Origin of the sequence: Aeromicrobium sp. (genome assembly GCF_032084975.1) — a bacterium.
Classification (GTDB): domain Bacteria; phylum Actinomycetota; class Actinomycetes; order Propionibacteriales; family Nocardioidaceae; genus Aeromicrobium.
The window spans coordinates 53,842-77,505 of record NZ_DAMDLR010000002.1 but is presented as its reverse complement, the minus strand read 5'-3'; the positions used below and the strand labels follow the sequence as shown (position 1 = coordinate 77,505).

At 71.0% G+C, this 23,664-nt stretch carries 25 protein-coding genes; 16 read left to right on the top strand and 9 right to left on the bottom strand.

The genetic code is table 11. The features are described from left to right. Positions 1 to 57: 57 nt before the first annotated feature. Both RT323_RS01050 and RT323_RS01045 read left to right on the top strand, forming a co-directional pair. The gene (locus RT323_RS01050) at positions 58 to 687 is read left to right on the top strand and encodes a hypothetical protein (RefSeq protein ID WP_313404259.1); all 630 of its coding nucleotides are present in this window, start codon (positions 58 to 60) and stop codon (positions 685 to 687) included. After that, positions 680 to 1,444 (top strand): exonuclease domain-containing protein, encoded by a 765-nt coding sequence (locus RT323_RS01045; protein WP_313404258.1) that lies wholly within the window; start codon positions 680 to 682, stop codon positions 1,442 to 1,444. Before RT323_RS01050 ends, RT323_RS01045 begins: the two co-directional genes overlap by 8 nt. Positions 1,445 to 1,448: 4 nt before the next feature. On the opposite strand, the gene pgm is transcribed toward RT323_RS01045, so the two are convergent. Beyond that, positions 1,449 to 3,089, bottom strand: a complete 1,641-nt coding sequence (pgm, locus tag RT323_RS01040) for a phosphoglucomutase (alpha-D-glucose-1,6-bisphosphate-dependent) (protein WP_313404256.1) — start codon at positions 3,087 to 3,089, stop codon at positions 1,449 to 1,451. A gap of 40 nt (positions 3,090 to 3,129) precedes the next feature. On the opposite strand from pgm, the gene RT323_RS01035 reads away from it, so the two are divergent. Beyond that, on the top strand, positions 3,130 to 3,492 hold the full coding sequence (locus RT323_RS01035; protein ID WP_313404254.1) for a sterol carrier family protein: 363 nt from the start codon (positions 3,130 to 3,132) through the stop codon (positions 3,490 to 3,492). A gap of 9 nt (positions 3,493 to 3,501) precedes the next feature. After that, positions 3,502 to 4,116, top strand: coding sequence for a peptidylprolyl isomerase (locus tag RT323_RS01030; RefSeq protein ID WP_313404252.1), 615 nt, complete (start codon positions 3,502 to 3,504; stop codon positions 4,114 to 4,116). Between the two features lie 3 nt (positions 4,117 to 4,119). Here the strand turns inward: RT323_RS01030 and RT323_RS01025 are convergent, their stop codons facing one another. Next, on the bottom strand, positions 4,120 to 5,670 hold the full coding sequence (locus tag RT323_RS01025) for a long-chain-fatty-acid--CoA ligase (RefSeq protein WP_313404250.1): 1,551 nt from the start codon (positions 5,668 to 5,670) through the stop codon (positions 4,120 to 4,122). A gap of 154 nt (positions 5,671 to 5,824) precedes the next feature. Between RT323_RS01025 and purF the strand changes: the two genes are divergently transcribed. The 3 genes from purF (at position 5,825) to RT323_RS01010 (ending at position 8,664) form a co-directional block, all read left to right on the top strand. Further along, a complete protein-coding gene (purF, locus tag RT323_RS01020; RefSeq protein ID WP_313404249.1) occupies positions 5,825 to 7,321 on the top strand; it encodes an amidophosphoribosyltransferase in 1,497 nt (498 codons plus the stop codon). Beyond that, the gene (gene purM / locus RT323_RS01015; protein WP_313404247.1) at positions 7,318 to 8,361 is read left to right on the top strand and encodes a phosphoribosylformylglycinamidine cyclo-ligase; all 1,044 of its coding nucleotides are present in this window, start codon (positions 7,318 to 7,320) and stop codon (positions 8,359 to 8,361) included. The genes purF and purM overlap by 4 nt, the downstream gene beginning before the upstream one ends. A gap of 126 nt (positions 8,362 to 8,487) precedes the next feature. After that, positions 8,488 to 8,664 carry a DUF3073 domain-containing protein gene (locus RT323_RS01010; RefSeq protein WP_078699958.1) on the top strand — a complete coding sequence of 59 codons (177 nt, stop codon included), beginning with the start codon at positions 8,488 to 8,490 and terminating at the stop codon, positions 8,662 to 8,664. A 90-nt stretch (positions 8,665 to 8,754) separates the two neighbouring features. Here the strand turns inward: RT323_RS01010 and RT323_RS01005 are convergent, their stop codons facing one another. Together RT323_RS01005 and RT323_RS01000 are read right to left on the bottom strand one after the other, a co-directional pair. Next, positions 8,755 to 10,806, bottom strand: a complete 2,052-nt coding sequence (locus tag RT323_RS01005) for an MMPL family transporter (protein WP_313404240.1) — start codon at positions 10,804 to 10,806, stop codon at positions 8,755 to 8,757. A gap of 119 nt (positions 10,807 to 10,925) precedes the next feature. Beyond that, complete coding sequence (locus tag RT323_RS01000) at positions 10,926 to 12,002, bottom strand: Glu/Leu/Phe/Val dehydrogenase dimerization domain-containing protein (RefSeq protein ID WP_313404238.1); 1,077 nt, start codon at positions 12,000 to 12,002, stop codon at positions 10,926 to 10,928. A gap of 139 nt (positions 12,003 to 12,141) precedes the next feature. On the opposite strand from RT323_RS01000, the gene RT323_RS00995 reads away from it, so the two are divergent. After that, positions 12,142 to 13,032 (top strand): sterol desaturase family protein, encoded by an 891-nt coding sequence (locus tag RT323_RS00995; RefSeq protein ID WP_313404236.1) that lies wholly within the window; start codon positions 12,142 to 12,144, stop codon positions 13,030 to 13,032. Between the two features lie 89 nt (positions 13,033 to 13,121). Continuing rightward, positions 13,122 to 14,021, top strand: coding sequence for a hypothetical protein (locus RT323_RS00990; protein ID WP_313404235.1), 900 nt, complete (start codon positions 13,122 to 13,124; stop codon positions 14,019 to 14,021). A 26-nt stretch (positions 14,022 to 14,047) separates the two neighbouring features. Here the strand turns inward: RT323_RS00990 and RT323_RS00985 are convergent, their stop codons facing one another. Further along, positions 14,048 to 14,788 (bottom strand): SDR family NAD(P)-dependent oxidoreductase, encoded by a 741-nt coding sequence (locus RT323_RS00985; RefSeq protein WP_313404233.1) that lies wholly within the window; start codon positions 14,786 to 14,788, stop codon positions 14,048 to 14,050. Positions 14,789 to 14,814: 26 nt separating this feature from the next. Between RT323_RS00985 and mshA the strand changes: the two genes are divergently transcribed. The 4 genes from mshA (at position 14,815) to RT323_RS00965 (ending at position 17,957) form a co-directional block, all read left to right on the top strand. Beyond that, positions 14,815 to 16,041, top strand: coding sequence for a D-inositol-3-phosphate glycosyltransferase (gene mshA, locus RT323_RS00980; RefSeq protein WP_313404231.1), 1,227 nt, complete (start codon positions 14,815 to 14,817; stop codon positions 16,039 to 16,041). Continuing rightward, positions 16,038 to 16,523, top strand: a complete 486-nt coding sequence (locus tag RT323_RS00975) for a YbjN domain-containing protein (RefSeq protein WP_313404229.1) — start codon at positions 16,038 to 16,040, stop codon at positions 16,521 to 16,523. The genes mshA and RT323_RS00975 overlap by 4 nt, the downstream gene beginning before the upstream one ends. Positions 16,524 to 16,550: 27 nt before the next feature. Beyond that, positions 16,551 to 17,123, top strand: a complete 573-nt coding sequence (locus RT323_RS00970; protein WP_313404227.1) for a DsbA family protein — start codon at positions 16,551 to 16,553, stop codon at positions 17,121 to 17,123. A gap of 90 nt (positions 17,124 to 17,213) precedes the next feature. Continuing rightward, positions 17,214 to 17,957 carry a phosphoglyceromutase gene (locus RT323_RS00965; RefSeq protein ID WP_313404225.1) on the top strand — a complete coding sequence of 248 codons (744 nt, stop codon included), beginning with the start codon at positions 17,214 to 17,216 and terminating at the stop codon, positions 17,955 to 17,957. Between the two features lie 4 nt (positions 17,958 to 17,961). On the opposite strand, the gene RT323_RS00960 is transcribed toward RT323_RS00965, so the two are convergent. Together RT323_RS00960 and RT323_RS00955 are read right to left on the bottom strand one after the other, a co-directional pair. Next, complete coding sequence (locus tag RT323_RS00960; RefSeq protein WP_313404223.1) at positions 17,962 to 18,639, bottom strand: response regulator transcription factor; 678 nt, start codon at positions 18,637 to 18,639, stop codon at positions 17,962 to 17,964. Continuing rightward, positions 18,636 to 19,766, bottom strand: a complete 1,131-nt coding sequence (locus RT323_RS00955) for an ATP-binding protein (RefSeq protein WP_313404221.1) — start codon at positions 19,764 to 19,766, stop codon at positions 18,636 to 18,638. Before RT323_RS00955 ends, RT323_RS00960 begins: the two co-directional genes overlap by 4 nt. Positions 19,767 to 19,899: 133 nt before the next feature. Between RT323_RS00955 and phoU the strand changes: the two genes are divergently transcribed. Beyond that, positions 19,900 to 20,547: a phosphate signaling complex protein PhoU gene (phoU, locus tag RT323_RS00950; protein WP_313404219.1), complete on the top strand. Its 648-nt coding sequence runs from the start codon at positions 19,900 to 19,902 to the stop codon at positions 20,545 to 20,547. Between the two features lie 64 nt (positions 20,548 to 20,611). On the opposite strand, the gene RT323_RS00945 is transcribed toward phoU, so the two are convergent. Beyond that, positions 20,612 to 21,181: a hypothetical protein gene (locus tag RT323_RS00945; RefSeq protein ID WP_313404217.1), complete on the bottom strand. Its 570-nt coding sequence runs from the start codon at positions 21,179 to 21,181 to the stop codon at positions 20,612 to 20,614. A gap of 110 nt (positions 21,182 to 21,291) precedes the next feature. On the opposite strand from RT323_RS00945, the gene RT323_RS00940 reads away from it, so the two are divergent. Then, positions 21,292 to 21,777: a CarD family transcriptional regulator gene (locus tag RT323_RS00940; protein WP_313404215.1), complete on the top strand. Its 486-nt coding sequence runs from the start codon at positions 21,292 to 21,294 to the stop codon at positions 21,775 to 21,777. 53 nt (positions 21,778 to 21,830) lie between these two features. On the opposite strand, the gene RT323_RS00935 is transcribed toward RT323_RS00940, so the two are convergent. Next, the gene (locus RT323_RS00935) at positions 21,831 to 22,427 is read right to left on the bottom strand and encodes a TetR/AcrR family transcriptional regulator (RefSeq protein WP_313404214.1); all 597 of its coding nucleotides are present in this window, start codon (positions 22,425 to 22,427) and stop codon (positions 21,831 to 21,833) included. Positions 22,428 to 22,471: 44 nt separating this feature from the next. Here RT323_RS00935 and RT323_RS00930 point away from each other — a divergent pair, with 44 nt between their 5' ends. After that, positions 22,472 to 23,662, top strand: coding sequence for an oxygenase MpaB family protein (locus RT323_RS00930; protein ID WP_313404212.1), 1,191 nt, complete (start codon positions 22,472 to 22,474; stop codon positions 23,660 to 23,662). The last annotated feature ends 2 nt before the right edge of the window (positions 23,663 to 23,664 follow it).

Here is a 23,664-nt window from a genome sequence, read left to right as displayed (position 1 = left end):
CAAAGCCTAGCGGAGAGGCCCCTGTCCAGGGTCTGGGGTGAGTGTCAGAATGGTCCCATGGCCGACCCCGCGAACTCCCGCTCCGCCGGTCAGCCGGCCGCCACGGGACCGGGCGATCGCACGGTCGGCGAGGTCTGGGTGCGGCGCATCGTCGTGGCCCTGGTCATCGTCGTGGTGGCGTGGATCGTCTACGGCATCCTCGCGGCGGCACTGCCGCGGTGGTGGGGCCAGCGCATCGGCGACCAGGTCGACGGGCGGATGACCGTCGGCATCTTCTGGGGCCTGTTCTACGGCTTCGTCTTCAGCTTCCTCCCGGTGCTCGTCGCGTGGCAGGCACGGCGCCCGTTCCTGAAGTGGCCGTGGAAGATCGGCGTGGTCGTCCTCGCCGTCGCGCTCGCGGCGCCCAACTGGCTCACCCTCGCGATCAGCCTCGGCGACAACAGCGCGTCCGACGCCGGCTGGATCGCCCTGGTCTCCCGCGCCCCGGGATTCCAGTGGGCGACCCTGTTCGGTGCGATCGCCGGCGCCGCCGCCGCTGTGGCCCTGAGCGGCATGCTGTGGTCAGCACGTCGCCGCAAGGCACAGGTCAGCCGGCTCGAGGGCACGCTGGCCGAGCGCGATGCCGCATCCCGAGCGGGAGAGGCCGAGTCGAACGAGTTGCACCGAGAGGAACCGCCCCATGCCTGACGCGTCCCCCAAGCCCGCCGTGGAGCCGGTCCGCACCGGTACGGGCCGGCGCGCCAAGAACGTCCTGCCCCCGTTGGACGACACCAGCGCCTGGTACCGCCAGCCGTTGGCCTCGCTGGACTTCGAGACGACGGGCGTCGACCCGCACCGCGACCGGATCCTCAGCTTCGCGGCGCTGTCGGACGTCGGCGGCGACCTGATGGGCATGGTCAACCCGGGCGTCCCGATCCCGGAGTCCTCCGCCGACATCCACGGCATCACGGCCTCGGACCTGGCGTCCTCGCCGATGTCCGCCCAGGCGCTGCGGCCCGTGCTGGCGTGGGTGCACGACCTCGTGCAGCGCCACATCGGCCTCGTGGTCTACAACGCCCCGTTCGACCTGACGCTGCTGCGGGCCGAGGCGGACCGTCACGGGCTCGACCAGCCCGACTGGGACGCGCTGCTGGTCGTCGATCCCTTCGTCATCGACTGGGGCGTCGACCGCGAGCGTCGCGGCCAGCGCCGGCTCAGCGACGTCGCGACGCACTACGGCGTGCGGCTCGACAAGGCCCACGACGCGGCGCACGACGCCCGCGCCGCCCGCGAGCTGGCGATCACGATGGGCACGTCGTTCCCGCAGGTCGTGGCGTCCACGCTGCCGATGCTGATGGCGCAGCAGCGCTACTGGATCGCCGCCCGCACGATGGACTGGAACCGTCGCGCCCACGAGCTGGGTCGCGGACTCACGATCCCCGACGGGCGCTGGCCGTTCGGCTGACCACTCAGCGGGAACCGAGGGCCTCGTCGACGACGGCCTTGGCGGCGTCCTGCACCTCGGCCAGGTGGTCGGGTCCGCGGAACGACTCCGCGTAGATCTTGTAGACGTCCTCGGTGCCCGACGGGCGGGCCGCGAACCACGCGGACTCGGTGGTCACCTTGACGCCGCCGATCCCGGCGCCGTTGCCCGGCGCCTCGGTCAGCACCGCCGTGATGGGCTCACCGGCCAGCTCGGTGGCGTCGATGTCCTGGCTCGTCAGGGCGCCCAGCCGAGCCTTCTGGTCGCGGTCGGCCGGGGCGTCGATGCGGGCGTAGGCCGGCTGCCCGTGGCGCTCGGTCAGCTCGCGGTACAGGGCGCTAGGGGTCTGCCCGGTGGTGGCGATGATCTCCGCCGCCAGCAGCGCCAGGACGATGCCGTCCTTGTCGGTCGTCCAGACGCCGCCGTCGCGGCGCAGGAACGCGGCGCCGGCGGACTCCTCGCCGCCGAACCCGAGTGTCCCGTCGATCAGCCCGGGGACGAACCACTTGAACCCGACGGGAACCTCGACGAGCGGTCGGCCGACCTGCTGCGCCACCCGGTCGATCATCGACGAGGACACCAGGGTCTTGCCGATCTGCGCGCCGGACGGCCAGTCGGGACGTGCGCCGCCGAACAGGTGCGCGATCGCCACCGCCAGGAAGTGGTTCGGGTTCATCAGCCCGCCGTCGGGCGTGACGATGCCGTGCCGGTCCGAGTCCGCGTCGTTGCCGGTGGCCACGTCGAAGCGGTGGGCCTGCTCGATGAGGGACGCCATCGCGTGCGGGGACGAGCAGTCCATCCGGATCTTGCCGTCCCAGTCCAGGCTCATGAACCGGAACGTGCCATCGACCAGCGGGTTGACGACCGTCAGGTCGAGGCGGTGGTGTTCGGCGATCGCACCCCAGTAGTCCACGCTGGCGCCGCCGAGCGGGTCGGCGCCGATCCGCACCCCGCTCGACCGGATGGCGTCGAGGTCGACGACGTCGGGCAGGTCGTCGACGTACGTGCCCAGGAAGTCGTGGGTCCCGCACGCGGCGCGCGCACGGCTGAACGGCACTCGCTGCACGCCGGCCAGGCCGGCCGCGATCAGCTCGTTGGCCCGCGCGGCGATGGCTGAGGTCGCGTCGCTGTCGGCGGGCCCGCCGTGCGGCGGGTTGTACTTGAAGCCGCCGTCGGCGGGCGGGTTGTGCGACGGCGTCACCACGATGCCGTCGGCCAGTCCCGTCGTGCGTCCGCGGTTGGCGCGCACGATGGCGTGCGAGACGGCGGGGGTCGGGGTGAAGCCGTCGCGGTCGTCGACCAGGACCTCGACCTCGTTGCCCACCAGGACCTCGATCGCGGTCGCCCAGGCCGGCTCGGACAGCGCGTGCGTGTCCCGCCCGAGAAAGAGCGGCCCGTCGATGCCCTGCCGGGCGCGGTACTCGCAGATCGCCTGCGTCGTCGCCGCGATGTGGTCCTCGTTGAACGCGGTCGCGAGGCTGGATCCGCGATGACCGCTCGTGCCGAAGGCCACCTGCTGGTCGACGACGTCGGGGTCTGGCCTCAGCGTGTAGTACGCGGTCACCAGGTGCGCCAGGTCGACCAGGTCCTCCGGCTGGGCCGGGCGGCCCGCGCGCTCGTGAGTCATGGCCCCATCATGCCCGTTCCGGGCGGGCTAGGGTGGCCGCGTGGCGCGAGCACTGACCCCGATCGACCCGGCCGAGTTCGCCTCGATCTGCACCCGCATCGACGCGGGGACGGCCGATCGGGCGGACCTGAAGGCGGCCACCAAGCACCTCTTGGCCCTGCTCCAGCGCAAGGCGCCCGGGCACAGCGTCGAGGTCCGGATCCCGCCGTTCGCGGCCATCCAGTGCGTCGCGGGGGCGAGCCACACCCGGGGCACGCCCCCGGCCGTCGTCGAGACCGACCCCCAGACGTGGATCGCGTTGGCACGCGGCCTGATGGCGTGGGAGGGCGCTCCGGTCCGCGCCAGCGGCGAGCGGTCCGACCTCTCGCCGCTGCTGCCGCTCGTCGGGAGCGGGGCTGGCTAGAGTCGGCGCATGCGTCTGACCCGTCTCCTCCTGCTCGCCCTCGTCGTTCCCGCCCTGGCCGCCTGCGGCGGCGCGGACGACTCCGACTCGAGTGCCGCCGGCGCGTGCGAGTACGTCAAGGAGGGGTCGGCGGCGAAGGCGGCCGAGACCCCGCCGGCCGACCCGAAGTCGGCCGAGTCGCTGACGATCGCGACCAACCGGGGCGACATCGCCGTGACGCTCACGCCCGACGCCACGCCGTGCACGGTCGGCAACTTCGTCTCCCTCGCGGAGCAGGGCTACTTCGACGGGACGAAGTGCCACCGACTGGTGCCCGGGTTCGTGCTCCAGTGCGGTGACCCGGCGGGCAACGGCACGGGCGGTCCGGGCTACCGCTTCGAGGACGAGCTGACCGGCGACGAGAAGTACACGGCCGGAACCCTCGCGATGGCGAACTCGGGGCCTGACACCAACGGGTCGCAGTTCTTCATCGTCCTGGCCGACTCCGAGCTGCCCGCCGCGTACACGGTGTTCGGCGAGGTCGACGACGCCGGACTGGCCGTGGCCCGCGAGATCGAGGCCGACGGCAACGCCCCGGACGGGGTCAACCCCGCGCGCGACGTCGTCATCGAGTCCGTCTCGTGACGCTCAGACCTGGCGGCCGTCGGCCCAGTAGGGCTTGCGCAGGTCGCGCTTGAGGATCTTGCCCGAGGGGTTCCGCGGCAGCAGCTCGACGATGTCGATGGACCGCGGCACCTTGTAGTGGGCGAGGTGCTCGCGCGCCCAGGCGATGATCTCGGCCTCGGTCGCCCGCTCGCCGGGCTTGAGCGCCACGACGGCCTTGACCGACTCGCCCCATGTCTCGTCGGGCACGCCGATGATCGCCACCTCGAGCAGCGAGGGGTGCTCGGACAGGACGCGCTCGACCTCGGGGGAGTACACGTTCTCGCCGCCGGTGATGATCATGTCCTTGATCCGGTCCTCGACGTAGACGTAGCCGTCCGCGTCCATCCGGCCGATGTCGCCCGTCCGCACCCAGCCGTCCTCGGCGTAGATCTCGGCGGTCGCCTCGGGCTTGCCGTGGTAGCCCGGGGTCGCCTGGGCGGTGCGGAACCACAGCTCGCCCGGCCGGCCCGTCTCGACGTCGCTCAGCGTGGCGGGGTCGACGACGCGAGCCTCGACTCCCGGGATCGGCTTCCCGGCGGACAGCAGGCGCTCGGGATGGTCGAGGTCGCGGTGCTCGTCGTCGTGCAGCATCGTCACGACGCCGCAGAACTCCGTCAGGCCGTAGACCTGGTAGAACGCGGTGTCCGGCCAGTGCTCCTGGGCGCCACGCAGGATCGTGAGCGGCATCGGCGCGGCGCCGTACGAGAACGCGCGCAGCCCGCTGAACAGCCTCATCGCGTCCGGGCCGGCCTGCAGCAGCATCGCCACGACCGCCGGGACCAGGAACGCGTGGGTGACACCCGCCATCATCGCGCCGGCCAGCGCGCCGGGCTCGACGTCGCGGATGACGTGCCCCGGCACCCGGTTCTTGATCCCGAACATCGCGTACGACGTGCCGCCGACGTGGAACATCGGCATCGCGACCAGCATCTTGGCGTTCTCGCCGTACTCGATGCCCGTGTCGGCGCTCTCGGTGTGGGCGACCAGGTTGCGCTGGGTCAGCACGACGCCCTTGGGCCGGCCGGTCGTGCCCGAGCTGTACATGATCACGATCGGGTCGTCGACACTCGAGCCCTCGGCCTGGTCGAGCTCCTCGCCGGCGGACTGCCACGCGTCGAACTCGTCGTCCTCGCCGCCGAGCACGACGGACCGCTCGACCGTGGTGAGCCGGTCGCGGATGACGTCGACCTGCTCCAGCAGGTCCTGCCCGACGAACAGCAGCCTCGCGCCGGCGTCGTTGATCGTGTAGTCCAGCTCGTCGCCGGCGAGGCGCCAGTTGACGATCGCGGTCGAGGCGCCGATCAGGCTGGCTCCCAGCACGAGCTGCAGGATCGCCGGGTTGTTCTTGTCCACGACGGCGATCCGGTCGCCGGAGCCCAGTCCTTCGGCCCGCAGGGCGCCTGCCGTGCGGCGGATGGACTCCCAGGCCTGGGCCCACGTCCACTCGCGTCCCTCGTAGATCCAGGCCGGATCGTCGGGGGCGGCCTCGGCACTGCGGCGGGCGTAGTCGGCGATGAAGGTGGCGGCGGTCATGCGGGCTCCTGAGGGCCGAGTGGCATGATGTGAGTCACACCGTAGTGGCGTCCGGGGCCCGGGGGGAAGCGTTCGCGTGGACCGCCAAGTGAATCGCCGTTCTCGCCTCGCGGTGCCGGTCGGGGAAGTCGGCGGCGGCCGCTAGACTGGGGGAGTGCCCCGCGGAGATGGTCTCCTGACCCACGAGCTCGATCCCAGTGACGCCGGACCGCAGGATGCCTGCGGGGTCTTCGGTGTCTGGGCCCCCGGCGAGGAAGTCGCCAAGCTCACCTACTTCGGGCTCTACGCCCTCCAACACCGTGGCCAGGAGTCGGCGGGCATCGCCGTCAGCAACGGCCGCCAGATCCTCGTCTACAAGGACATGGGCTTGGTGTCGCAGGTCTTCGACGAGGCCACCCTCGAGTCCTTGCAGGGCGAGATCGCCATCGGTCACGCGAGGTACTCGACGACCGGCGCCAGCGTCTGGCAGAACGCCCAGCCCACCTTCCGCCCGACGGCGCAGGGCTCGGTGGCGCTCGGCCACAACGGCAACCTGACGAACACGGCCGAGCTCGTCCGGCTGCTGCGCTCGCGCACCGAGGGCGACCCCAAGTCCGGCCGCGGCGAGACCGCCACGACCGACACGTCGGTCATGGCCTCGCTGCTCGCGTCGTACCAGGACCGCTCGGTCGAGGACGCCGCTCTCGAGGTGCTGCCGCAGCTCAAGGGCGCCTTCTCGCTCGTGTTCATGGACGAGACGACGCTGTACGCCGCACGCGACCCGCAGGGCATCCGCCCGCTCGTGCTCGGCCGCCTCGAGCGCGGGTGGGTCATCGCCAGTGAGACAGCCGCCCTCGACATCGTCGGCGCCTCGTACATCCGCGAGATCGAGCCCGGCGAGTTCGTCGCGGTCGACCAGGACGGCCTGCGCAGCAGTCGATTCGCCGAGGCGAAGCCCAAGGGCTGCATCTTCGAGTACGTCTACCTGGCCCGGCCGGACACCACGATCAACGACCAGCGGGTGTTCAGCGTGCGCGAGCGCATCGGCCGCAAGCTGGCGCGCACCGCCCCGGTCGAGGCGGACCTGGTGATCCCGGTGCCCGAGTCGGGAACGCCCGCGGCGATCGGCTACGCCGAGGAGAGCGGCATCCCCTTCGGGCACGGCCTCGTCAAGAACTCCTACGTCGGCCGGACGTTCATCCAGCCCTCCCAGACGATCCGCCAGCTCGGCATCCGACTGAAGCTCAACCCGCTGCGCGACGTGATCGCGGGCAAGCGCCTGGTCGTCGTCGACGACTCGATCGTGCGCGGCAACACCCAGCGCGCCCTCGTGCGGATGCTGCGTGAGTTCGGCGCCGCCGAGGTGCACGTGCGCATCTCGAGCCCGCCCGTGAAGTGGCCCTGCTTCTACGGCATCGACTTCGCGTCGCGCGCCGAGCTGATCGCCACGGGGCTCAGCGTCGACGAGATCCGCCGGTCGATCGGCGCGGACAGCCTGTCCTACGTCGAGTTGGACGACCTCGTCGAGGCCACCAACGTCCCGGGCGACGACCTGTGCCGGGCGTGCTTCGACGGGATCTACCCGGTCGAGCTGCCCGACGACGACCTGATCGGCAAGCACCTGCTGGAGCTGCCGTCCAACGGAACCGAGCCGCTGAAGGTGATCCAGTGACGTCCTATGCCTCCGCTGGAGTCTCGATCGAGGCCGGAGACCGTGCCGTCGAGCTCATGAAGCAGTGGGTGGCCAAGGCCACCCGTCCCGAGGTCGTCGGCGGGATCGGCGGCTTCGCCGGGCTGTTCGACGCCTCCGCGCTGAAGGACTACCGGCGCCCGCTGCTGGCGACGAGTGCCGACGGTGTGGGCACCAAGGTCGCGATCGCCCAGGCGATGGACCGCCACGACACGATCGGGTTCGACCTCGTCGGCATGCTCGTCGACGACCTCGTCGTGTGCGGCGCCGAGCCGCTGTTCCTGACCGACTACATCGCCTGCGGCAAGGTCGTGCCCGAGCGCATCGCTGACATCGTCAAGGGCATCGCCGCCGCGTGCGCCGAGACCGGCACGGCACTGCTCGGTGGCGAGACCGCCGAGCACCCCGGTCTGCTCGAGCCGCACGAGTACGACATCGCGGGGTCCACGACCGGCGTCGTCGAGGCCGACCGCCTGCTGGGCGCCGACCTGGTCCGCGACGGCGATGTCGTGATCGGCATGGCCGCCTCGGGCCTGCACTCCAACGGCTACTCGCTCGTGCGGCACGTGTTCTTCGACATCGCCGGCTGGCAGCTCGACCGTGACGTGCCCGAGTTCGGTCGCACTCTGGGCGAGGAGCTGCTGACGCCGACGCGTCTGTACACGAAGCCGTGCCTCGCGCTGGCGGACGCCGTCGAGGTGCACGCGATGTCGCACGTCACCGGTGGGGGGCTCGCGGCCAACCTCGAGCGCGTCCTGCCCGGTTCGGTCTCGGTCCGTCTCGACCGGTCCTCCTGGACCCCCGCTCCGGTGTTCGCCCTCGTGGGCGAGTTGGGCGGCGTCGCCCAGGCCGATCTCGACCAGGCCCTGAACATGGGCGTCGGCATGGTCGCGATCGTGGCGGCCGACGCGGCCGACGCGGCCTTGGCCCAGCTCGCCGGGGACGGTGTCGATGCGTGGATCCTGGGCGAGGTCGGCGCCGCCGGTGCCCACGGAGCGGGCGGCACGGTCACGCTCGTCTGACGAAAAAGCGGTGTCATTCCGGTCCGGTCGTCCACCGAACCGGGGGTCCTGCATGCTTTCTGTGGGCGTTTGGGTACGCTGGGGAGCACGACATACTGAACCACTGAGTGCGAGGGGGTCGAGCCCATGGGCCGCGGCCGTGCCAAAGCGAAGCAGACCAAGGTCGCTCGCGATCTCAAGTACCGGACATTGGACACTGATTTCAATGATCTGGAACGAGAACTTCACGGAGAGTCCGGTGATCCGATCCCGGATCAGTACGTAGATCTCGCCAAGAAGCTGGGGGATCCTGCCGCCAGTTGAGCGGCGACCCCTCCCAGCCTCACGCGCTGACCACCGCACCTGACGACCTCCCCGGAGGGAGTTGTCATGGTGCGGTGGTTCCGCGTGTCCTCAGCGGGCCAGCTTGCTCGGCCACCAGAACCGGCGGCCGATGAGCGACACGATCGCGGGCGTCGCGACGCCTCGGACCAGGACCGTGTCCAGCAGCACGCCGAAGCCGACGATCACGCCCAGCTGCGCCAGCAGCACCAGCGGCAGGACGCCGAGCACGGCGAACACGGCCGCCAGCAGGATGCCGGCGCTGGTGATGACGCCGCCGGTCACGGCGAGCGCCTTGACGATCGAGGCGGTCGCGTCGTGGCTCACGGCCATCTCCTCGCGCGCGCGTGCGGTGAGGAAGATGTTGTAGTCGACGCCCAGGGCCACCAGGAAGATGAAGGCCAGCAGGGGCGTGCTGACGTCCATCGCCGACCAACCGAGCACGTGGTCGAACACGAGCCAGCCGACGCCGAGCGCGGACAGGTACGACAGGACCGTGGTGGCACACAGCACCACGGCTGCGACGACCGACCGCAGCAGGATCAGCAGCATCGCCAAGACGATCACCAGGACGATCGGGATGACGCGCGACCGGTCGTCCGCAGCGGTCGCGTTCTCGTCGAGCGCCTGCGCGTCCGTTCCGCCGACGAGCGAGTCCGGGTCGACATCGTGCACCGCCGTGCGCAGGTCCTCGATCGTGGTCAGGGCGGCGTCGCTCTCGGGCTCGACGCCGAGCACGACCTGCACCTCGGCGATGTCGCCCGACGCTCCGGCCGGCCGGGCGCTCTCGACGCCGTCGACCTCGTTCGCCGCCGCGACGACGGCCTCGACCTGATCGGGGCTGGTCGCGATCGTGGTGGGGGAGGAGATGCCGGCCGGGAACGCCGACTGGAGCGTCTCCTGGGCGGTGATCGACTCGGGCGTGTCGAGGAACTGCTCGCTCTGGCCCAGGCCCGTGTTGAGGGTCAGCAGGCCGGCGGCCATCGCGGCGAGGACCGCCAGGGAGCCGATCGCGACGGGCCACGGCTTCGAGGTGACCGCGCGGCCCACGCGGAACCAGCGACCCGTCTCGGCGGGGTCGGGGTCGCCCTCGCGCGGGACGAACGGCCAGAACAGCCACCGGCCGGGCAGGACCATGGCCGACGGCAGCACCAGCAGGGCGAACGCCACCGCGATCACGATGCCGAGCGCACCGGACCAGCCGATGCTGCTGACGAACGGGGATTCCGCGACGAGCAGCGAGGCGAGCGCCAGCACGACGGTGCCGGAGCTGGACAGGATCGCCGGGGCGGCGCCACCGACCGCCGTGCGCATGGCCTCGTGGCGCGAGGTGTGGCGTCGCAGCTCCTCGCGGTAGCGGGCGATCAGCAGCAGCGCGTAGTTGGTGCCGGCGCCGAACACCAGGACCGACGTGATGCCCGTGATCGAGCCGTCGATGCCCACGTCGAGCGCGCCCGAGACGCCCTCGAGGGCCCGGGCGGCGACGCGGTCGCCGACGCCGATCACGGTCAGCGGGACGAGCCACAGCCACGGGCTGCGGTAGGTGATGATCAGCAGGAGCGCGACGACGCCGGCGGTGACGGCCAGCAGGCGGATGTCCGCGCCCTCGAAGACGGCACCGAGGTCGGCCTGCACGGCGGGCGCACCGGTGACCTCCGCCGTCACACCCTCCGGCAGGTCCTGGCCGGCGAGCTCGCGCACCTGCGCGACGGCCTCCTTGTTCTCGTCCGACGAGAGGTCGGACGGCAACGGCACGGCGACCAGGGCTGCGGACATGTCCTCGGCCGGGACGGGCGGGCTGACCTCGACGCCGAGCTCGGAGGCGATCGCCTCGGACCGCTCGGAGAGGGCGGCCAGGTCCTGGCCCGCGAGTCCGCCTTCCTTCGAGTAGACCACGATCGCCGGTGCCTCCTCGGCCTGCGGAAGCTCCGCCAGGGTGGCCGCGGCCCGCGCGGACTCGGCGGTGTCGGGCAGGTTCGACCCGGCCGAGGACTCGCCCGCGGGCTCGGGGGCGAAGGCGATGACCAGTCCCGCCACGACGAGGCCGAGCAGCACGACGACGATCGAGCGCTTGGGGCCGACGAGGTGGGAGAGGGGGAAGGTGCGTCGATCGCGGCGGTTCACGCTCAGAAGGCTAAAGCGTCTAGCGAAATCTCGCTCTGTGCGACCAGGTGCCCGGCGTCGCCCGGGACGACAGCGCGCGCTCGTAGGTCAGGTCGCGCCGTTGCCCCCGCGACGGCCCGTCACGGCACGCGGAGCTGGCTCAACCGTCCGATCTCGCGGATGCGCTGCTCGGCCTGGCGGTCGGCCGCCTCGGCGGTCGTGATCCCCTCGGACGCCGCGCGTTCCAGCACCGCCAGCGTGGTGTCGAAGATCCCCGTGGCGCGACCCTTGGCCCGGTCGAAGCTGAAGCCGTGCGGGTCGAGCTCGTCCGCGACCTGGATGGCTCCGCCGGAGTTCACGCAGTAGTCCGGCGCGTAGACGATGCCGCGGTCGGCGACGAGCTTGCCGATGCCCTCGTGGGCGAGCTGGTTGTTCGCGGCGCCCGCGACGACCTTCGCCGTCAGGGCCTCGACGGTGGACTCGTCGAGCGCGCCGCCGAGGGCGCACGGGGCGTAGACGTCGAGGTCGGCCGCGATCAGCGCCTCGGTGGACTCGGCCACCTCGATCGACGGGTACTGCTCGACGAGCCGAGAGACCGCGTCGCGGTCGATGTCGGTGACGACGACGCGCGCGTCGCCGTCGACCAGGTGCTTGGCCAGGTGGCGGCCGACCTTGCCGACGCCGGCGATGCCGACGCGACGCCCGGCCAGGGACGCATCGCCCCACGCGAACTGGGCGGCAGCGCGCATCCCCTGATGGACGCCGAAGGCGGTCAGGACGCTCGAGTCCCCGGCGCCGCCGTGCTCGACGGTGCGCCCGGTGACGAAGTCGCACTCGCGGGCCACGACGTCCATGTCGGCCGAGAAGGTGCCCACGTCGCACGCCGTGAAGTAGCGGCCGCCGAGCGACTGCACGAAGCGGCCGTACGCGCGCAACAGCGCCTCGGACTTGTCGGTACGGGGATCGCCGATGATGACGGCCTTGCCGCCGCCGAGGTCGAGTCCGGCGAGGGCGTTCTTGTAGGCCATGCCCTGGCTGAGGTTGAGGACGTCCGCGAGCGCGTCGGCCTCGCTGGCGTACGGGAAGAAGCGGGTGCCGCCCAGGCCCGGGCCCAGGGCGGTGGAGTAGAGGGCGATGATCGCGCGAAGCCCGGAGGCCTCGTCGTGACAGAAGACGACCTGCTCGTGATGCGTGCCGAAGCTGCTGGGGGTGCTCATGCTGTTGTCTTCCTGCTTCCTGGTGCGGCGGGGGTGGTGCCGGACGGATGGGGACGGGTGCGGCCGGGGGTGGTGGCCGCCCGCCTGATGCTACTCCGATCCGATGTGACCCACGTCATAGGGCCGATAGTGTGTCGAGGTGCTCGCAGAACTGTTGGACCCGATGAGGAACCCGCTCACCTATGCCGTCCCGTTCTTCGTGCTGAGCATCGCGATCGAGCTCGCGGCACTGCGCTGGCTGGACCACGACGACAACGTCAGCGGCTACGCGTTCCGCGACGCGCGGACCTCGATCTCGATGGGCATCGGATCGATCCTGTTCCTCACGGTCTTCAAGGTGATCACCTTCTTCGCGTTCGTCTTCGTGTTCGCGCACTTCGCGCTGTTCGAGCTCTCGACGACGGCGTGGTGGTACTGGCCGGCGCTGATCATCGGCCTGGACTTCTGCTACTACTGGCACCACCGGTTCAGCCATCGGGTGCGGATCGGCTGGGCGGGGCACCAGGCGCACCACTCGAGCGAGTTCATGAACTTCGGCACGGCCCTGCGCCAGAAGTGGAACCCGTGGTTCGAGTTCTTCTTCTGGCTGCCGTTGCCGCTGCTGGGCTTCGCGCCGTGGAGCCTCTTCGCCGCGTTCGCGGTGAACCTGGTCTACCAGTTCTTCGTGCACACCGAGCTGGTCGGCCGGCTGCCGCGACCGATCGAGCTGGTGTTCAACACCCCGTCGCACCACCGCGTGCACCACGGCTCGGATCCTGAGTACCTCGACAAGAACTACGGCGGCATCCTGATCCTGTGGGACCGGATGTTCGGCACGTTCCAGCCGGAGGTGCGGCGGCCGCGCTACGGGCTCACGTACCCCGTCGACACGTACAACCTGCTCGAGCTGCAGTACGGCGACTACCGCCGGATGGCCCGCGACGTGCGGGCGGCCGGACGGTGGCGCGACAAGGTCGGCTACGTCCTGGGTCCGCCGGGATGGCAGCCGCAGGAGCCGATCGACGAGTCGCGCGGCGCGGGCGCCCGGTGACGACCACCGCCGAGATGCGACAGGCGAGGGAGCGCCAACACTCCTAGGCTGAGGAACACCGACTCCCGCCCGATCGAGAGGAAGCCCGCATGGCCAAGAGCAAGGTCGAGAAGACCCTCCGCGACTCGCTGTCGACCATCAACGACCTGCGCCGTGAGGTCAAGAAGGTCCGCAAGGCCGGCGAGAAGGCCCTCGCCCAGCAGTTCGAGAAGGCCACGTCCACGTCCGCCGCGGAGATCAAGAAGCTCCGCGACGAGCTGGACCGGGTGCGCGAGACGACGGCCAAGCAGATCGCCGACCTGACCGCCGTGGTCGCGCGCCTCGCGCCCGACCTCATGAAGTCGTCCCAGGCGAGCCCGGGCCCCGCGGCCGAGCCGGCTCCGCGTCCCGCCGGGCCGGACGGGCCTGTCGGCGAGCCGGGCTCGGACCGCCCGCACGGCGACCCGCTCGGCGCGGCCGCAGCCGAGACGACGCCCGCTCCGGTGAAGAAGGCCGCCAAGAAGGCACCGGTCAAGAAGGCACCGGTCAAGAAGGCCACCGCGAAGAAGGCCCCGGCCAAGAAGGCCACCTCGACGCCGCAGGACACGACCGATCAGCGATTGACCCTCAAGGGCGAGGCGCTGGCGGCTTCCGAAGGCGTCAGCGCGATCGACGAGGACGCACCCGGCACCGCTCCGACCTCGGCGGTCACCGTCCCCGGGGACGCCACGGGCGCCGGCCGTCCGGCGGGAGCGCCGGCGAAGAAGGCACCCGCGAAGAAGGCGCCGGCCAGCAAGGCGGCCGCCAAGAAGACCCCGGCCAAGAAGACCACGGCGAAGAAGGCTCCGGCCAAGAAGGCGGGCGCGACATCCACGGCCAAGCGCACTTCGGCGCCGGGCCAGAAGACGACGGCACGCAAGGCGACCGCGAAGAAGGCACCGTCCACCTCGACGCCGCCGGCGGCCACGCCGGACAATGCGGCGGTCGCCGATCGGCCCGCGGCCGACTGATCCCGGTCGCCGCCGGCTCGGCGCACTCAGTCGAGCCGGCGGTGCACCTTGTGCTGTGCCGCCTGCGCGACCGGCTTGATGACCATCAGGTCCACGTCGACGTGGCGGGGCCGCGTGGCGACCCACGTGATCGCGTCGGCGATGTCCTCGGCGACGAGCGGCTCGTCCACGCCCGCGTACACCGACTCGGCCTTCGTGCTGTCGCCGCCGAAGCGGGTCAGGCTGAACTCCTCGGTCTTCACCATGCCGGGAGCGATCTCGGTGATCCGGACGGGCTGTCCGTTCAGCTCGAGGCGCAGCGTCTCGGTGACCGCGGCCAGGGCGTGCTTCGCGGCCGTGTAGCCGCCCCCACCCTCGTACGTGACGCGGCCGGCGGTCGAGCCGACGTTGATGATGGTGCCCGCGCCCGAGGCAATCAGCGCCGGGGCCAGCGCCTGGGTGACGGCGACGGTGCCGAGCACGTTGGTCTCGTACATCCAGCGCCAGTCGTCCAGGTCCGCGTCGGTCACCGGCTCGAGGCCCTTCGCGCCACCGGCGTTGTTGACCAGGACGTCGAGGCGGTCGCCGACGGTCTCGGCCAGGCGCGCGACGTCCTCGCCGTCGGTGATGTCGCAGGCCAGGGCGATGCCGCCGATCTCCTCGGCGAGCCGCTCGATGCGGTCACGGCGCCGGGCGGCCGCCAGGACGGTGAATCCCGCGGCGGCCAGCGCTCGCGCCGTGGCCTCTCCGATACCGCTGCTGGCTCCGGTCACGACGGCTGTGGGCATGGGGACAGCGTGCCAGAATGGAGGACATGGCTGCTCGGGGGATCACTCGCGTCGCGATGCTGTCGGCTCACACGTCGCCGCTCGACCAGCCGGGCACGGGCGATGCCGGTGGCATGAACGTGTACGTCATCGAGCTGTCGCGCCGACTGGCCGCGCGGGGCATCGAGGTCGAGGTCTTCACCCGTGCCACGTCGCGCCACCTGCCGCCGGTCGTCGAGGCCGAGGACGGCATCCGTGTGCACCACGTCGCCGCCGGGCCGTTCGAGGGCCTCACGAAGGACGACCTGCCCAGCCAGATGTGCTCGTTCGTGCGCGACGTGCTGCGGGTCGAGGCGTCGCACGACCCCGGATACTTCGACCTCGTCCACTCGCACTACTGGCTGTCCGGCCAGGTCGGCACGGTCCTGCGTGAGCGCTGGGGCGTCCCGCTGGTCCACTCGATGCACACGATGGCGAAGGTCAAGAACGCCGCGCTTGCGGTCGGCGACCGGCCCGAGCCGGTCGGCCGGGTCGCCGGCGAGGAGGAGATCGTCCGCTGGTCCGACCGTCTCATCGCCAACACGGACGAGGAGCGGCGCGAGCTGATCGACCTCTACGGGGCGGACCCGCGTGCTGTCGAGGTCGTGCACCCCGGGGTCGACCTGGAGGTCTTCAGCGAGTCCGGGTCCGACCAGGAGCCTCCTCTGATCGTGTTCGCGGGACGCATCCAGCCGCTCAAGGCTCCCGACGTCGTGCTGAAGGCCTCGGCCCTGCTCGACGTCCCGCACCGCGTGGCGATCATCGGTGGCGCCTCGGGCAGCGGACTGGACCGGCCGACGCAGCTGACCGACCTCGCTCACGAGCTGGGCATCGCGGACCGGGTCGACTTCGTCCCGACGGTCACGCAGGCCGAGCTGGCGGGGTGGTACTCGCGTGCTGCCGTCGTCTGCGTCCCGTCGCACAACGAGTCGTTCGGCCTCGTCGCCATCGAGGCCCAGGCCTGCGGAACGCCCGTCGTGGCGGCCTCGGTCGGGGGGCTGACCACGGCTGTCGCGGACGGCGTCACCGGCACGCTCGTCGACGGCCACGACCCGGCCGACTACGCAGCCGCGATGCGCCCCTACCTGGTCGACCGCGGGTTCCGGGCCGACGCCGCCGCGAAGGCCGTCCGCCATGCCGAGTCGTTCGGCTGGGACGTGACCGCCGACCGGACCCTCGAGGTGTACGAAGGTGCCGTGCGCGACCGACAAGCGACCCTGGAGGTGGCCCGATGACCGACGCCCGTGACGTGATCGCCGCAGCGCTGGCGGAGTCCGAGCTCGAGTACGTCCGCCATGGCGACGACGTGTTCGAGGTGCAGCTGCCCGGCGAGCGCAAGCTCAAGACCACGTGCCGGCTCGAGGTCGGGCGCCATGCGCTCGGTGTGCACGCCTTCGTGGCGCGCAACCCCGACGAGAACCACGAGGCCGTGTACCGCTGGATGCTCGAGCGGAACCTCAAGATGTTCGGCGTCGCCTTCGCGGTGGACGCGGCGGGCGACATCTACCTCGACGGACGCCTGCCGCTGGCGGCCGTCACCGCCGAGGAGCTCGACCGGCTGTTCGGCTCGGTGCTCTCGTACTCCGACGAGTCGTTCAACACGATCCTCGAGCTGGGCTTCGCCGAGAGCATCCGCAAGGAGTGGCGCTGGCGCGAGTCGCGTGGCGAGTCCACCCGCAACCTCGACGCGTTCCGCCACCTGCGCCCTGCCGACTGACGGCACCTCCCCAGTAGCGTGGGTCGTGTGAAGGCCATCGTGTTCGCGGACGTCACCGACGCGTGGTCGTACGTGGGAGCCGTCAGGTTCGAGCGCGCGGCCGCCCTGTTCTCCATCCTGACCGGTGAGCTGGTCGAGATCGCGTACCGTGCCGCGACCTTCGACGACTCGCCCGCCAGCCGCGACGTGATCGCCGCCGCGCGCATCGGCGGGATCGAGCTGAACGTCGACGACGTGGTCCCGGCCGACTCCACCGACGCCTGGCGGCTGCTCACGTGGGCCGAGGCCGTCGGGCCGGAGGTCCAGCGCGACCTGCTGCACCAGCTGTGGCGCGCGCACCTGCTCGAGGGTGCCGACGTGGCGGACGGCTTCGTGCTGGCCAGCCGCGCGGCCCTGGTGGGACTCGAGCTCGAGACGGCCGAGGCGCTGCTGGCCAGCGACGAGTACCTCGCGGAGGTCCAGCAGCAGCGCGAGACCGCCGCGGCGATCGGAGCGAGCGACGCGCCGTTCGTGGTCGTCGACGCCCAGCACACCCTCGCCGGCGTTCATTCGCAGGACGACTACCTGAGGGCCCTGCAGCAGATCGCCACCCAGCACTAGGGTTGATGTCATGAGCGAGCGTCAGCGAGTGAAGATGAATCTTGGAGTGCCGGTGCCGTCGTACCGTGCCCTTTCCTCGGCGGTGCCGGCATGAGCACCTTGATCCTGCTGCGCCACGGCCACAGTGACTGGAACGCGAAGAACCTGTTCACCGGGTGGGTCGACGTCGACCTGAACGAGCAGGGCGTCCGCGAGGCGGAACGCGCCCCCGAGCTGCTGCAGGAGGCCGGCCTGCTCCCGGACGTGTCGCACACGTCGCTGCTGCGCCGCGCGATCCGCACGGCGCAGATCGCCCTCGACGGCATCGACCGCCACTGGATCCCGGTCAAGCGCTCGTGGCGCCTCAACGAGCGCCACTACGGCGCCCTGCAGGGCAAGGACAAGAAGGCCACCCTCGAGGAGTTCGGCGAGGAGCAGTTCATGACGTGGCGTCGCTCGTACGCGACCCCGCCGCCGCCGCTGGACGACGACTCGGAGTTCAGCCAGGCCGGCGACGCGCGCTACGCGCACCTGCCCAGCGAGCTGATGCCGCGCACCGAGTGCCTCGCCGATGTCGTCGTGCGCATGCTGCCGTACTGGTACGACTCGATCGTGCCCGATCTGCAGTCCGGCAAGACCGTGCTCGTGACGGCGCACGGCAACTCGCTGCGTGCCCTGGTCAAGCACCTCGACGACATGGACGAGGACGCCGTCGTGGGACTCAACATCCCGACGGGCATCCCGCTGGTCTACGAGCTGGACGACGACCTCAAGCCGCTCGAGCGCGGTGGGCGCTACCTCGACCCCGAGGCCGCGGCCGACGCGATCGCCGCGGTGGCCAGCCAGGGCCGCTGACGACTCAGGCGTACTTGTAGCCCAGCCCCCGGACGGTCGTGAGGATCGTCGGGTGGGCCGGGTCGTCCTCGATCTTGGCGCGCAGGCGCTTGACGTGGACGTCGAGGGTCTTGGTGTCGCCGACGTAGTCCGAGCCCCACACGCGGTCGATCAGCTGGCCGCGCGTGAGGACCCGGCCGGAGTTGCGCATGAAGAACTCGAGCAGCTCGAACTCCTTCAGCGGCAGGCGCACCTCGGTGCCGTCGACGGTCACGAGGTGGCGGTCGACGTCCATGCGCACGCCGTTGACCTCGATCACCGCGTCGTCGTCGACCTCCTCGGTCGTGCCCCGGCGCAGCACGGCGCGGATCCGGGCGACGAGCTCGCGCGGGGAGTAGGGCTTGGTCACGTAGTCGTCGGCGCCCAGCTCGAGCCCCACCACCTTGTCGACCTCGGTGTCCTTCGCGCTGACCATGATGATCGGCACGGAGGACGTCTGGCGGATGGTGCGGCACACCTCGGTGCCGGGCAGGCCCGGCAGCATGAGGTCGAGCAGCACGATGTCGGCACCGCCGCGCTCGAACGCGGTCAGCGCGTCGGGGCCGGTCTCGGCGACAGCGACGTCGTAGCCCTCCTTGCGCAGGACGTACGACAGGGCCTCGCTGTAGCTGGCCTCGTCCTCGACGATCAGGACCTTGGTCACTCGTGCTCTCCTTCATCGACGTCCCACGCGGGCAGCACCAGCGTGAAGGACGATCCGAGGTCCGGTTCACTCCAGACCTCGACGGTACCGCCGTGTCCGGCGGCGACATGCTTGACGATCGACAGCCCCAGGCCGGTGCCGCCCGTGGACCGGGCCCGGGCGGGGTCGACGCGGTAGAACCGCTCGAAGATGCGCTCCTGCTCCTGCGGCGAGATCCCGATCCCGTGGTCCGTGACCATGATCCGGACGTCGCCGTCGGCGCTCGAGGCCGACACCGCGACGGCCGAGCCGGAGGGGCTGTAGGTCACGGCGTTCTCGACCAGGTTGCTGACGGCGGCGTGCAGCTGGGCGCGGTCGCCCTGGACGTACAGGTCGGGCTCGACGTCCTGCGCCAGCGTGATCTGCTTCGCCTCGGCATCGGTGATCGAGTGCTCGATCGCCTCGGCGACCAGCTCGCCGACCTTGATGACGGCGGGATTCTCGCTCGCGACGTCGCCCTGCAGTCGGCTCAGGTCGATGATCTGCTGCACGAGGCGCGTCAGACGGTCGCTCTCGGTCCGCATCCGCGCGGAGAAGCGCGTCACGGCCTCGGGGTCGTCGCGTGCCTCGCCGACGGCTTCGGCCAGCAGGTTGATCGCACCGATCGGGGTCTTGAGCTCGTGGCTGACGTTCGCGACGAAGTCCCGGCGCAGCGCCTCGACCTTCTGCTCGGTGGTGCGGTCCTCGACGAGCACGAGGATGAGTCCGTGGGACAGCGGAGCGACCCGGGCTCGGACGAAGATCGGTGGGCGCCGGCGCAGCTGGATCTCGAACTCGTCCTCGCGCACCTCGCCGTCGCGGCGGACCCGGCGCACCAGCTCGAGCAAATGGTCGCTGCGCAGCTGGTCGTCGCCGACCAGGCCCATCGCGATCGCCTCGGCGGACGCGCTCAGGACGCGCTCGTCCTGGTCGACGACCAGGCCCGACGACCGCAGCACCGACAGCACGGTGCGGATGTCCGGCGGGACCGCCGGGGCGGGGGAGTCCGGAACGGTCTCCTGCGTGCGCTCGGAGTAACGCCACACGTACGTCACGATCGCGCCGAGCACGATGCCGGCAGCGCCGGTCAGGATCTGGGAGACCTCCACGGGACCGATCGTAGGCCGACCTCCGTGGCCGGACCGCACCGCAGGGCGGGCTCCGACCACGGTTTCGGCGGGCGTTCACCCCCCGTTCACCGCAGGTCGCCGGTCATTCATCCAGCGCGCCTAGGGTCGGAGCATGCGCGACCAGTATTACGAGCAGCTCGACCAGATCGTCGACGAGCTCGTCCTCATCACCGACCGGGTCCGGACCGCCGTGGCCGCCGCCACCACCGCCCTGCTCGACACCGACATCGCCACCGCCGAGAGGGTCATCGGCGCCGAGACCACGATCGAGCAGTCGATCGACGAGGTCGAGGAGCGTGCCCTCGTGCTGCTGGCGACCCAGCAGCCCGTCGCGACCGATCTGCGCCAGCTCGTCTCGACGCTGCGGATGACCGCCGACCTCCAGCGGATGAGCGCGTTGGCCATCCACGTCTCGAAGATCGCGCGCCGCCGCGCGCCGGAGCCCGCCGTCCCACTCCCGGCCCAGCCGCTGATCCGCGCGATGGCGAAGGTCGCCGACTCGATGATCGGCTCCGCCGCCCGCATCGTCTCCGAGCGTGACCTGGGTGCCGCCGCCGACCTCGAGGTCGAGGACGACGAGATGGACCGCCTGCGCAAGGACCTGTTCCGCCTGCTGCTGGACGGCGAGTGGGACCACGGCATCGACTCGGCGATCGACCTGGCCCTGCTGGGCCGGTACTACGAGCGGGTCGGCGACCACGCGGTGAACATGGCGCGACGCGTCGTCTACCTCGTGACGGGCGAGCTTCCGGTCGCCTGACCCCGCGAACGAGAGAACGGCCCGGACATCCGCCCGGGCCGTTCTTCGTGTTCGTGGGTGGGCGTCAGGCGCCCGGCGAGGTGTCGGACTGCTCGAGGTCCGACTGGCCCTGGTCGCCCTGGCCCGGGTCCGTCTCCTCTTCCTGCGTCGTCTCGGCGTCGGCGGCCGGGGTGGGACGCTTCGCGACACTCGCGTAGGTCTCGGTGCGCTCGACGATCGGGACCTCGAGGCTGATGTCGCCCGCGGGGGAGGCCGCGAAGCTCACGGTCACGTAGTCGCCGGCCTCGAGGTCGTCGCTCTTGACGATGATCTCGCCGGTGGTGCCGAGCGTCAGCAGCTCGTCGGCCTTCAGCGAGATCGCGCTGGGCAGCTTCTTGGCGGCGCCGTCGACCGTGACCGACTCGATCGTCTGGTCCTGCTCGGCCAGCAGGCCGCCCGAGAACGTCAGGGTGCCGTTGCCGTTGTCGACGAACAGGCCGTTGTAGACGCCGACCGGACCGCTGCGCAGGTTCGAGCCGACGCCGGCCTGGTACTGCTGGTTGGTCTGTGCGCCGAAGCTCGTGCCACAGGCAGAGAGCGCGAACGGGGCGGAGGCGGCCAGGACGATGGCGGCGAGGGTGCGACGTGTGCTCACGGTCGAATCGTAGCCCGGCCCGGATGCGTGGACGAACCCCGGTGGATGAAGGCGGACAGGGTACTCGTTCCCTTCTGTTATTCTGGTCACCTAGGAAAGGTGCTGTCTCCATGGCTTTCTCTGTCGGCGAAACCGTTGTGTACCCCAACCACGGTGCTGCGGTGATCGAAGACATCGAGGTCCGGAACATCAAGGGTGAGGACCGCACGTACCTCGTCCTCCGGATCATCGCCCAGAACGATTTGGTCGTACGCGTGCCGAGCGACAACGTCGACCTGGTGGGGGTGCGCGATGTGGTCGACGAAGCGGGACTCGAGCGAGTCTTCAGCGTTCTTCGTGCCGAGCACGTCGAGGAACCCACCAACTGGTCCCGACGTTACAAGGCGAACCTGGAGAAGCTGCACTCCGGCGACGTCCTGAAGGTGGCCGAGGTCGTCCGCGACCTGTGGCGCCGCGATCACGAGCGTGGCCTCTCGGCCGGTGAGAAGCGGATGCTGGCGAAGGCTCGCCAGATCCTCGTCTCCGAGCTCGCGCTCGCCGAGAACACGAACGAGGACAAGGCCGAGACCCGTCTCGACGAGGTCCTGGCCTCCTGACCTGCGCATGACGAACGCCCGGCTCCGGCCGGGCGTTCGTCATGTCCGGGGCCTCACAGGCAGGCCAGCCCCAGGGCCACGAGGTCCTCGACCAGCTCATCGCGGGTCAGCGGCGGGTCGTCGTCCAGCACGAAGCGCACGGTGAGTGTCTCCACCGCCAGCACGACGAGCCACGATGAGCGCGCGGGGTCGCGGCGCCCGCCCTGGGCCGGCAGCCGCCCGCCGAGGTAGGCGCGCAGCACGTCGCGCACGCGCTGCTCCAGGCCCAGTCGGTCGTCGAGGTGGCGCGATGCCGGCAGCTCCTCCCAGACGACGCGCAACAGGGTCGGGTCGCGCTCGAGGGCCGTCAGCAGCGCCTCGGCGGTAGTGCGGGCCATGGCCGCGGGTTCGTCGTGGACGTGGTCGACCAGGGCCGCCACGACGTCCTCGGCCAACTGGTCCACGTACCGCGTCGTGACCTCCTCGACGATCGCGCTCTTGTCGGGGAAGTATTGGTAGAGCGACCCGGGACTGATGCCGGCACGGTCGGCCACCCGATTGGTCGTCAGCCGGTCGTACCCGTCGGCGACGAGCACGTCGCGAGCCGCGGCGACGATCTTGTCGACCATGTCGCGTGAGCGCTGCTGTCGCGGGACCTTGCGCAGGGGCATGTTGCGAATTGTATGCGAGCAAATGCTCGTGTCACGCTCTCGGCATGACCTCAGTCGCGATGTACCCGAGCCGATACCGGTCCGCCGAGGAGCGCAGCCGCCGCATCGGCCGGGTGCTCAAGTACGCGGGGGGCGTCAAGCGGCCGGATGAGCAGCTGCTGGCTCGCCTCGGTACCGCCTTCACCGAGCAGGACGAGCTGGGCGCGCGGCTGGCCGGTGCGATGCGCTTGCGAGCCGACGACCCCGACCGAGTCACCATGACTCGGTACCGAGCCGCGCTCGAGGGCGGACTGCAGGCGGTGCCGGACGCCCCGCCCGCCCTCGTGGAGTTCATGCGGGCCGTCGAGCAGGATCCGCCGTGGCTCGACCGTGAGCTGGTCGACGAGGGAGCGCGCGTCTTCCGCCGGTTCGGGCGCAACGCCGCCGACGTGCTGCTGCAGCTCTCGCTCATCGGCGGCTACCGGTTCGGCGGCCCGCCGGACCTGCTCGTGGCCACCGGCGGCCTGACGGGCGACAGCACGCGACGACGGCTGGCCGAGACCCAGTCCTGGGCCGTCGCCGTGACCACACCCGGCGGGTTGGAGCAGTACGCCCCGGGCTGGCGAACCACGCTGCACGTCCGGGCGATGCACGCCCTCGTGAACCAGGCCTTCAGTCCGCGCTGGGACGTCGAGCGCTGGGGCCTGCCGATCAACCAGGCCGACCAGGCCGGGACCCTCGGACTGTTCGACGGGACCGTGCTCATCGGCGTCAAGGCGCTGGGCGTCCCCGTCAGCCGCGACGAGTCGCTCGCGGTGATGCACCTGTGGAAGTACGTCGGGTGGCTGATGGGCGTCGACGAGCACTGGCTGGTCGACACCGAACGCGAGCGGCACCGGCTGAACTATCACGTCGTGCTGGCCCAGGCGGACATCACGGAGGCGGGTCCGAAGCTGGCGCAGGACATCATCTCGGTGCTGGGGACGCTGCCGCACGGTCGCTGGAAGACCGAGCGCAACCTCAGCATGCTCAGTGTGTTCCTGGGCCGCGAGAGCATGCGTGAGCTGGGCCTGCCGTGGCGACCGCCGTGGGCGCTGGGGATGCTGTGGACCGCCAACACCGTGCGCCACCGAGTGCTCGGCCGGCTGCCGGGAGGGCGCGAGCGTCTCGACACCAGCGGGGGCGCCGTGGCGCAGAGGATCCTGGCCGAGTACTACGGCTCGGACGACCGCGAGGTCGCCGACCTGCCGGCCTGACC